Source organism: Streptomyces sp. JHA26 (assembly GCF_002005565.1).
Lineage (GTDB): Bacteria > Actinomycetota > Actinomycetes > Streptomycetales > Streptomycetaceae > Streptomyces.
On sequence record NZ_BDJC01000073.1, the window covers coordinates 19,581 to 29,490 of the forward strand.

8 protein-coding genes are annotated in these 9,910 nt (G+C 74.9%); 5 read left to right on the forward strand and 3 right to left on the reverse strand.

Annotated elements, in window-relative coordinates; translation table 11 throughout:
* Position 1: 1 nt before the first annotated feature.
* On the reverse strand, positions 2-1,276 hold the full coding sequence (gene selA / locus JHAT_RS30075) for an L-seryl-tRNA(Sec) selenium transferase (RefSeq protein WP_290439824.1): 1,275 nt from the start codon (positions 1,274-1,276) through the stop codon (positions 2-4).
* 697 nt (positions 1,277-1,973) lie between these two features.
* Between selA and JHAT_RS30085 the strand changes: the two genes are divergently transcribed.
* Positions 1,974-4,316, forward strand: coding sequence for a beta-N-acetylglucosaminidase domain-containing protein (locus JHAT_RS30085; RefSeq protein ID WP_077801445.1), 2,343 nt, complete (start codon positions 1,974-1,976; stop codon positions 4,314-4,316).
* A gap of 136 nt (positions 4,317-4,452) precedes the next feature.
* Here the strand turns inward: JHAT_RS30085 and JHAT_RS30090 are convergent, their stop codons facing one another.
* Positions 4,453-5,181, reverse strand: coding sequence for an alpha/beta hydrolase (locus tag JHAT_RS30090; protein ID WP_077801438.1), 729 nt, complete (start codon positions 5,179-5,181; stop codon positions 4,453-4,455).
* A gap of 548 nt (positions 5,182-5,729) precedes the next feature.
* On the opposite strand from JHAT_RS30090, the gene dhaK reads away from it, so the two are divergent.
* The 3 genes from dhaK to JHAT_RS30110 are packed head-to-tail and all read left to right on the forward strand — an operon-like array spanning position 5,730 to position 7,774.
* Entirely contained in the window at positions 5,730-6,722 is a 993-nt protein-coding gene (dhaK, locus tag JHAT_RS30100; RefSeq protein ID WP_077801439.1) for a dihydroxyacetone kinase subunit DhaK, read from the forward strand.
* A 49-nt stretch (positions 6,723-6,771) separates the two neighbouring features.
* Positions 6,772-7,371, forward strand: a complete 600-nt coding sequence (gene dhaL / locus JHAT_RS30105; protein ID WP_077801440.1) for a dihydroxyacetone kinase subunit DhaL — start codon at positions 6,772-6,774, stop codon at positions 7,369-7,371.
* Positions 7,364-7,774: a PTS-dependent dihydroxyacetone kinase phosphotransferase subunit DhaM gene (locus tag JHAT_RS30110; protein WP_077801441.1), complete on the forward strand. Its 411-nt coding sequence runs from the start codon at positions 7,364-7,366 to the stop codon at positions 7,772-7,774. Before dhaL ends, JHAT_RS30110 begins: the two co-directional genes overlap by 8 nt.
* 90 nt (positions 7,775-7,864) lie before the next feature.
* Here JHAT_RS30110 and JHAT_RS30115 read toward each other — a convergent pair whose 3' ends face one another.
* Entirely contained in the window at positions 7,865-8,716 is an 852-nt protein-coding gene (locus JHAT_RS30115; RefSeq protein ID WP_077801442.1) for a glycoside hydrolase family 75 protein, read from the reverse strand.
* A 364-nt stretch (positions 8,717-9,080) separates the two neighbouring features.
* Between JHAT_RS30115 and JHAT_RS30120 the strand changes: the two genes are divergently transcribed.
* Positions 9,081-9,910, forward strand: an 830-nt coding sequence (locus tag JHAT_RS30120) for a fibronectin type III domain-containing protein (RefSeq protein WP_077801443.1), incomplete at its 3' end; no start/stop codon positions are given.

Genomic DNA, 9,910 nt, shown 5'->3' on the forward strand with positions numbered 1-9,910 from the left:
CCTACCTCTCCGCCGCGGACCGCACGGCCGCGGCCAGCCGCTCGTCGTCCTCGGCCGGCACGGCGCGCAGGTCGAGCAGGCACCGGCCGTCCTCCAGGCGCCCCACCACGGGGACCGGGCCGGTGCGCAGCGCGGTGGCGTACGCCTCCGGCAGGGACACGGCGGCGCTGGGCAGCGTCACACCGGGGGCGCCGCCGCCGCCCACCGCCGCCTCGCTCGCGACGGCCCGCGCGTCGACGCCGGCGGCGGCCAGCGCGGCGGCCAGCCGCTCGGCGCGGTGCGCGAGGAGCGCCGGATCGGCGGCGAGGGCGTCGGCGGTCGGTGTGCCGGGGCCGGTGAGGGTGGCCTGCAGCGCGGCGAGGGTCAGCTTGTCCACGCGCAGGGCGCGGGCGAGGGGGTGCCGGGACAGCGTCCGTACGAGGTCGTCGTCGCCGAGCAGCAGTCCGCACTGGGGGCCGCCGAGCAGTTTGTCGCCGCTGGCCGTCACGAGGGAGGCACCGGCCCGGAGTTGGCTCTCGGCGTCGGGTTCCCCGGGCAGCAGCGGGTGGGGGGCGAGCAGCCCGGAGCCGATGTCGGCGACGATCGGCACGCCCAGTGCGGCGAGTTCGCCGGTGTCCGCGGCGCGGGTGAATCCGGTGATGCGGAAGTTGGAGGGGTGGACCTTCAGGACGAAGCCCGTCCGCGGGCCGAGGGCGTCGGCGTAGTCGGCGACGGTGGTGCGGTTGGTGGTGCCGACCTCGCGCAGCCGGGCTCCGGTCGACACCAGGAGGTCGGGCAGGCGGAAACCGTCCCCGATCTCCACCATCTCCCCGCGGCTGATGACGATCTCGCGGCCGGCGGCGAGCGCGGTCGCGGCCAGGACCAGTGCGGCGGCGCCGTTGTTCACGACGTGCACGTCGCCGGCCGAGGGCACCCGGGCGTGCAGGGCGGCCAGTGCGCCACGTCCCCGGCGGGCGCGTGCGCCGGTGCGCAGGTCGAGTTCGACGTCCGTCGGTCCGGCGGCCTCCTGCACGGCGCGGCGGGCCGCTCGTGACAGGGGGGCCCGGCCCAGGTTGGTGTGCAGCAGCACGCCGGTCGCGTTGATCACCGGCCGCAGTCCGCCGGCCGTGGACGGCAGCAGGGCGAGGGCCGTGTCCGTCACCGCCCCGGGCGGGACCGTCCCTTCGCGGGCCCGGTCCTGGGCCTGCCGGACGGCCGACTTCACCGTCTCGGGGCCGAGCCGGTGCACCGCCTCCGCGAGCCTCGGGTCCCGCAGCACGACGTCGGTGCGGGGGATGCGCCGCCGGGTGTCCGTCGCCTCCCGGTCCGGACCGCGACCGCGCCCGCACTCGCGACCATGAGTGCCGACCGGGTCCGGGCCGTCCGCCGTCGCGGTCGCCTCCCGTACGGCCCGCTGATCCACGTGCCCCTCCTCGTCCGGCCGGTCCCGTGTCTGCCCGGGGAACCCCATCGTCCTCCAGTGCCCGGCACGCGTGTCACGACACGCCGGTGAGGCCCTGACACCCTTCCGCCGGTCAGGGATGTGAGCGCGAATCACGTACGCACCCATCGATGCGTTCACGGCGGGCCTTCACGGTCCGTCCCGAAAGCGCTTTTCCTCTCGCTCTCCCCCACCCGGTCCTGGAGCCCGACCCACCGGGAGACACGACGGCGCTCAGCTCGGCGATCGACCGCGTCGGCCACCACCGCGTAGTGGCAGTCGGGTCCGGTGCCCTCCACCCGGCTCGGCAGCCGGAAGCCGGGCACGCCGAACTCCGCCGTCCCCGCTCGGCGTTGACGCTCGGCGTTGGCCAGAGTAAAGCCGAGCGGCCAAGAGGTCTAGACCCCATACGTCTTACGCCCGCCCCTCCCCCTGCCGCATCATCCCTGAGAGCACGGCAGTCCATGTGGTCCAGACCAAGCAGGGAGATCTCGTGGGAAGACGCGTGAAAGCCGTCACGACGCTCGGTGTCTGCTTCGCACTCGCAAGCACGATGACGAGCGAGGCCCTGTCGCCCGCCGCCGCGGACACCCCGCCCGTCGCGGCGTCCGCGGTGCCGCCGGTGTCGCCGACCCCTCAGTCCCTCACCCGCTCGGACGGCGACGTCGCGGTGACCGGCCGGGTCCTCGTCGTGGCGGACGGGCGGACCGACGCCGCCGCCCGGGACCGGCTCGTCCGCGAGCTGAGGGCCCACGGAGCCGACCGGGTGGACGTCGTCGCCCCCGGGGACGTCCCCCGGGCGGCCGCGGGACTGCTCACCGTCCGGCTCGGCCCGGCCAACCGGCCCGACGTCGCCCGGGCGCTCGACGGCACGGCGGTGCCGGATCACCCGGAGGGCTACGCCCTGAACGTGGCGTCCGGGCCACGTGGACGGCACGTCGCCCTCGGCGGCACGGACGCCGCCGGCCAGTTCTACGCCGTACAGACCCTGCGCCAGCTCTTCGTCCGCGCGGGCGCCGGCCGCTGGAAGGTGGCGGGAGTGCGGGCGAGCGACTACCCGTCGATGCCGCTGCGGGGCACCATCGAGGGCTTCTACGGCCAGCCGTGGACCCACGCGGAGCGCCTCGACCAGATGGACTTCTACGGAGACGTCAAGGCCAACACCTACATCTACGCCCCCAAGGACGACCCCTACCACCGGGGCAAGTGGCGCGAGCCCTACCCGGCGGACAAGCTGGCGGAACTCGGCGAGCTGGTGAACCGGGCCACGGCGAACCACGTGCGCTTCACCTTCGCCGTCTCCCCCGGCGAGTCGATCTGCTACTCCGACCCGGCCGACCGAGCGGCCCTCGAGGCCAAGCTGCAGGCGCTGTACGACCTGGGGACCCGCGCCTTCTCCATCCCGCTCGACGACATCAGCTACACCCGCTGGAACTGTGAGGGCGACCGGACCGCGTACGGCGAGCCCGGTCGCGCGGCGGCCGCGAAGGCGCAGGTCGACCTGCTCAACGACGTGCAGCGGAACTTCGTCGCCACCCACGAGGGCACGCAGCCGCTGCAGACGGTGCCCACCGAGTACGGCGACCTCACCGACACCGCCTACAAGCAGACCATGCGCGCCACCCTGGACCCGGCGGTCGTGGTGATGTGGACCGGCACCGACGTCGTCCCGCCGAAGATCACCAACGACGAGGCCGACCGGGTCTCGCAGCTCTTCGGCCGCAAGGTCTTCGTCTGGGACAACTATCCGGTCAACGACTTCGGCAACACCAGCGGCCGGCTGCTGCTCGCGCCGTACGACAAGCGTGAGGCCGGCCTGTCCGAGCACCTCTCCGGCATCGTCGCCAACCCCATGAACCAGCCCCACGCCAGCAAGGTCGCGGTCTTCGGCACCGCGGACTTCACCTGGAACGACCGGGCGTACGACGCGCGGGAGAACTGGCCGCGCGCCATGTCCTACCTCGCGGGCGGCGACCCCGAGGCCACGGCCGCCCTGCTGGTCCTAGGCGACCTGGAGCACATGGCCCCGACCTTCGGCGCCACCCCCTGGCAGCCGCAGGCACCCGAACTCGACCGCCGCGTGCGGCAGTTCTGGGCGACGTGGGACGAGGGGAGGCGCGCCGAGGCGGTCGAGGCCCTGCGCGCCCACGCGACCGCGATCGAGCAGGCCCCGGCCACCATCCGCGGCGGAGCCGTGGACAGGGGCTTCGTGGCCGACGCGTCGCCCTGGCTGGACGCCACCCGGCTGTGGGGCGAGGCCATGGTGACGATGCTCGACGCGCTCGCGGCACGTCAGGACGGTGACGCGGAGGCCTCCGACCGGCTGCTGGCCGAGTCGGACGACCTGCAGCAGCGCGCCCGGGCCGTGCGGGTCGATCCGCCGCGCAACTCGTGGGGGAAGGTCCAGCCCAAGGTCGGCGACGGTGTGCTGGACTCCTTCCTCCTCCAGGCCGGCCTCCGGCTGCGGCTGTGGGACTCGACGGGCGGCGCCCGGAACCTGGCGCTCACGGGCACGGCGTCCGCGTCCAGCGTGGAACAGGACCTCGACCGGCTGGCGGCCCGGTACGTCAACGACGGTCGCATGGACACCCGTTGGGCCTCCGGGTACGCGGACGACGCGTGGGTCCAGATCGAACTCGCCGCCCCGGCGAAGGTCTCGGCGGTGACCCTCGCGTGGGAGGGCGCCTGTGCGACGGAGTACGCCGTCCGGACCTCCCCGGACGGCGTGACCTGGCGGACCGCGGCCACCCGGCGCCCGGACGGCTGCGGCGACGACGTCGTCCGGCTCGCCTCCGACGAGGCCGTGCGGTACGTCCGCATGCAGGGCGTCGAGCGGAGGACCACGTGGGGCTACTCCCTCTACGAGATGGGCGTCTACGGGACACCCGCCCCCTGACGCACCGGCCGGGCCCGGCCGGGCCCGGCTCCCGCGCGGCCGCCGGGGCGGACGCTTCCGCGCGTCACCCCGGTCGGCCGCCCCGGTGTCGGGGACGGGAGCCCGACAGGTCGTAGGGCCTGTTGCGAAAGTGGCCCTAGCGCAGGTGCCGGGTGAAGAACCGGGCCGCGGCTTCCCCGGCGAACTGCGGGACGCCGGTGTGCCCGCCCAGGTTCGCGTGCAGCGTCTTCTCCGCCGAGCCGAAGGCGTCGAAGAGGTCCAGGGCCGCCTGCCGGTCGTTCCCCTCGTCGTCCCACTGCAGCAGGACGTGCAGCGGAACGGTGACCTGCCGGGCCTCCTCGAACATGGCGCGGGGCACGAGGCTCCCGGCGAACAGAACGGCGGCCGAGATGCGCGGTTCGACCACCGCCAGTCGGATCCCGATGGAGATCACTCCCCCCGCGTACCCGACCGGGCCGCCGATCTCGGGCAGCGGCATGAGGGCGTCCAGGGCGGCCTGCCATTCCGGGACCGCCGTCTCGACCAGCGGGAGGACGAGGGCGTCGACGATCTCGTCGCCGACCGGCTCACCGGCCTCCATCGCCCGGCGCAGTGCGGCGCGGGCCTGTTCGGCCTCGGGCCGAGGGGGCCGGTCGCCGCTCCCGGGGAGCTCGATGGTCGCCGTGGCGAAGCCGTCCGCCGCGGAGTGCCGGGCCCGGGCCACCAGCCGGGGGTACGCCTTGCGCAGCCCGAGGGGAGGGGGGCCGAGCAGGATCAGCGGCGCCGATGCGGACGCGGGCGTCCACAGGATGCCGGGGATCCCGCCGAGGGTGAACGCGCGCTCGAGGACGCCGTCGTCGAGACGCTGCTCGGAGGTGAACTGCATGGTCGTGCCTTTCGGGAGTGCTCGGGGACGGCGCTCCCGGACGACGACCTATCGCCCGACCGTGACCCCGGAGGGGAGCACCCACGTCGATACGTTCACGGGTACCACCTCCTCGTTCTCTCGCACGGCCTCCGGAAAAGTAGCAGCGGTCACCGTGGTGCGCCAAGCGGTTTCCCGCGGTGGCCGCGCGACCGGATGCCGCGGAGCCGCTCACCCGGAGGCCGGGACCGTGCGGACGAGGGCGTCGGGCCTGCGCCGTCACGGTGCGGCGCGGGCCGTGCCGCCTCCTGGCACGCCCGGCGTCCGTGCACGTGACCTTCGCTTCGGCAAGGTCGATACTTCGGGCAGGAGTACTCCAGTCGACCCCCCGTCCGATCGCCCAGCAGACCTGACGTCCGCCACCGCAGTCGGCGTCACGTCAGCACCCGTACCGCCGAGAGCCGCTCGGGACCGCCGCGGACCGCCGCGGCCGAGCACTGCCCCTACCCACTCCCACCAGCGAAGACGCACCTCAGAACTTCATCTGCCACTTTTCCCAGGAGGTACCAGTGAAGATGCTCATCAACGTCCCGGAGACCGTGGTCGCGGACGCGCTGCGGGGGATGGCCGCCGCCCATCCGGAGCTGACCGTGGATGTCGAGAACCGGGTGATCGTGCGGCGGGACGCCCCCGTGGGCGGGCAGGTCGCCCTGGTGTCCGGGGGCGGTTCGGGGCACGAACCGCTGCACGGCGGGTTCGTGGGACCGGGGATGTTGACGGCGGCCTGTCCGGGCGAGGTGTTCACCTCGCCGGTGCCGGACCAGATGGTGCGGGCGGCCGCGGCCGTGGACAGCGGCGCCGGAGTGCTGTTCGTCGTCAAGAACTACACCGGTGACGTGCTCAACTTCGACATGGCCGCCGAGCTGGCCGAGGACGAGGGCATCCGGGTCGCGAAGGTGCTGGTCGACGACGACGTGGCGGTGACGGACAGCCTGTACACGGCGGGGCGGCGCGGCACGGGGGCCACGCTGTTCGTGGAGAAGATCGCGGGCGCCGCGGCGGAGGAGGGCCGTCCGCTGGAGCAGGTGGAGGCGATCGCCCGACGGGTCGGCGACAGCTCCCGGAGTTTCGGTGTCGCGCTGAGCGCCTGCACCACGCCGGCCAAGGGCAGCCCCACCTTCGACCTGCCCGCCGGTGAACTGGAGCTCGGCATCGGCATCCACGGGGAGCCCGGCCGGGAGCGGCGGCCGATGATGACCTCGGGCGAGATCGCCGAGGCCGCCGTGGACGCGGTGGTGACCGATCTCGCCCCCCGCAATCCCGTGCTGGTCCTCGTCAACGGCATGGGAGCCACGCCGCTGCTGGAGCTGTACGGCTTCAACGCCGAGGTGCAGCGCGTGCTCGGCGAGCGCGGTGTCGCCGTCGCCCGCACCCTCGTCGGCAACTACGTGACCTCCCTCGACATGGCGGGTGCCTCGGTCACCCTGTGCGAGATCGACGAGGAGCTGCTCGGACTGTGGGACGCACCGGTGCGGACGCCCGGGCTCCGGTGGGGCATGTGACGGTGGACGGGGAAGGGAACGGAACACACCTACCAGGCAAGGAGATCCTGTGCTCGACGCCGAATTCTTCCGCCGTTGGATGACGGCGACCGCCGCGTTGGTCGACCGCGAGGCGGAACGGCTCACCGCCCTCGACTCGCCCATCGGCGACGCGGACCACGGCAGCAATCTCCAGCGCGGGTTCACGGCCGTGACGGCCACGCTGGAGAAGGAGGCACCCGACACGCCCGGCGCGGTCCTGACGCTCGCGGGACGGCAGCTCATCTCCACGGTCGGCGGCGCCTCGGGGCCGTTGTACGGGACGCTGCTGCGCCGCACCGGCAAGGCGCTCGGCGACGCCGCCGAGGTGAGCGCGGAGCAGCTGGCCGAGGCGTTGCGGGCCGGGGTGGACGCGGTCCGGACGCTCGGGGGTGCGGCGCCGGGCGACAAGACGATGGTCGACGCCCTGGTGCCGGCCGTGGACGCCCTCGGCGAGTCGTTCGCCGCGGCCCGCGCCGCCGCGGAGGAGGGCGCCGAGGCGACCACGCCGCTGCAGGCGCGCAAGGGCAGGGCGAGTTATCTGGGCGAGCGCAGCATCGGGCACCAGGACCCCGGTGCCACGTCGGCGGCGCTGCTGGTCGCGGGGCTTCAGGAGGCGTCCGGTGAGTGACGGGAAGCTGGTCGGGATCGTGCTGGTGTCGCACAGCGCCGAGGTCGCGGCGTCCGTGGCGGAGCTGGCGAAGGCCCTGTCGGGCGGTGGCGCGGCGGTGCCGGTGGCCCCGGCGGGCGGCACCGCGGCCGGCGGGTTCGGCACCAGTTCCGAGCTGGTGTCCGCCGCGGCCGCGTCCGTGGACCGGGGCGCGGGCGTCGCCGTCCTGGCCGATCTGGGCAGCGCGGTGCTCACCGTCAAGGCCCTGCTGGCCGAGGGCGACGAACTGCCGGACGACACCCGCCTGGTCGACGCCCCGTTCGTCGAGGGCGCGGTGGCCGCGGTCGTCACGGCGGCGACGGGCGCGGACCTGGCGGCGGTGGAGGCGGCGGCGGCGGAGGCGTACTCCTACCGGAAGGTGTAGCGCGCCGGGGCGGCGGCACGGCACGTGCGTCGCCCCCGGTGCCGGACGGCCGACGAGCCGGGCGGGACGGGCGGCCCCCGCCCCGCCCGCTCAGTCGCCGTCGGCGAACTCCCGGGCCAGCCGCTCCCCCGTCCGCTCGGTGGCGGCCGTGTCCTCGATGGGCTCGGTCCCGGTGTTCTTGAAGAGGATGTACGTCACCCCGGAGGCGACGCCGCCGGTGCGCGGGTCGGCGGGGACCCCGAGCGCCTCGGCGGCCGCGTAGGACGCCTCGCCGATGACGTCGCGCGGGCCGATGTCGCCGACGACCGCGTACCCCACCCGGTCCCCGTGGACGAGGGCCACGACCGAGCCGCCGTGCACGCCGTCCGCCCGGTGGTTCCAGATGCCGCTGGGCCGGGGCACGACGACGTAGGGCAGCTTCTCCGCGTCGAGCGGGCCGCCGCCGGACCGGGTGTAGGCCGTGGCGGCGGTGAAGTGCGGGTCGGTGCGGGCGTTGCAGCGGTCGCCGCTGCGGCCGTCGCAGTCGATGTCCAGGTCGGCCTTCCAGAACACGGCGTCCCGGGTGCCGCAGACCGGGATGTCCGCCGGCGCCCCCGCGTCGCTGCGGTAGCGGCCGTGCGAGACGGGGGTGCAGTGCCGGGTCCTGGCCAGCAGGTCGGCGGCGCGGACGGGCTTCCCCGACGTGCCGTCCGCGGTGCGGGCACCGGCGTCCGGGCCGGGCACGGGCGGCCGGACCCCGGACCGGGAGCCGGCCCTGGGCTCCGGCCTGAGGCGGGAGACGGCCTCGGGCCCGGTCGCCGCCGGGGGCCGGGGTCCGGCCTCGGGTGCCGGCCGGGCCTGGGACTGCGGGCCCGGCCGGGACGGCAGCGGTGCGACGGGGAACGTCGTGGGGGCGATCAGGGCGGCACTGGCCGCGACCAGTGTCAGCGACTGGACACGCACGTGGTGGCCTCTCCGGGAGGGGGCGTGGACGGACATTAGGCCCCATCTGTCCCCGGATCGGGCGCACGGACCACCACGACAGGGCCAGACGGTGCACGTCCGGGCGTGCGACGGAGGAGCGGGGGGCCGGGTCCGGTACCGGTTTCCGGCCCGCCCGGCCGCCCGCGCCGGCGCGGGATCAGCGACGACAGCGGTCCGCGCCGCCGACCCGACTCCCCGGTTCGACCGGGGACTTGGGCCGTCGAGGACCCAGGATACGTAACCCTTCCGGGCGATCGGCCACCACGGGCCTCTTGATGTGATCGCGCCACGAAGGCATATTGGTCCGGACCATTGCCGTCTGGCCGTATCGGGAGGCAGAGCCGTGCGAGGCGTTCCCGTTCCCGCCCCCCACCGAGTCCCGCTCCGCCGCGCCCTGCTCTGCGGCGTCCTCGTGCTGGTCTCCTCCTGCGGCTGGGGCACGGGCCACGACGACGGGGGCGCCCCGCCCGGGGCGCCGACGGGCGTCACCGCCGCGGCGGGCAGCGCGACCAGCGTGCACGTGATGTGGAACGCCGTCGACGGGGCCGAGACCTACGAGGTGTACCGCGGCGCCACCAGGGTGCGGGAGGTGCCGGCCGCCGACCGCATGGTCGACGTCACCCGGCTCCGCCCCTCCACCGCCTACACCTTCACCGTGCGGGCACGCGACGCCGACGGGCGGCTCGGGCCGAGCAGTGCGGAGGTACGGGCGACCACCCCGGGCGCCGCGGCCGCCGACCGCTCCGCCCCCACCCGGCCGCCGGGCGCGCACGGCCGGGCGACGGGCAGCCGGACGGTCCGGCTCGCCTGGTCCACCGCGACGGACGACCGGGGCGTCGTCTCGTACGACGTCTACCAGGGCGACACGAAGATCCACAGCGTCGGCGGCACCCAGGTCGCGGCCGTCCTGACCGGCCTGCGCCCCGGCACCCGCTACGTGTTCACCGTCCGGGCGCGGGACGCCGCCGACAACCTCTCCCCCGCCAGTGCCGCCGTCCGTCTCACCACCCCGGGCGCCGACGACGGCCGCGCACCCCGCCCAGTGGCCCTACGAAGAGAAGATCATGGGGTGGATAGAGACGCCCCAGCTGACCTACAACGGCGAACCCTCGTACGCGCCGCCGCAGTACTCCACGGGCGGGACCGTCCCGGCCGGCCGGCTCAACCTGAACC

Excerpts from the sequence above, each read along its gene's own strand:
- JHAT_RS30085 (WP_077801445.1), top strand. The coding sequence starts at position 1,974 with ATGACGAGCGAGGCCCTGTCGCCCGCCGCCGCGGACACCCCGCCCGTC.
- JHAT_RS30090 (WP_077801438.1), bottom strand. The coding sequence starts at position 5,181 with ATGCAGTTCACCTCCGAGCAGCGTCTCGACGACGGCGTCCTCGAGCGC.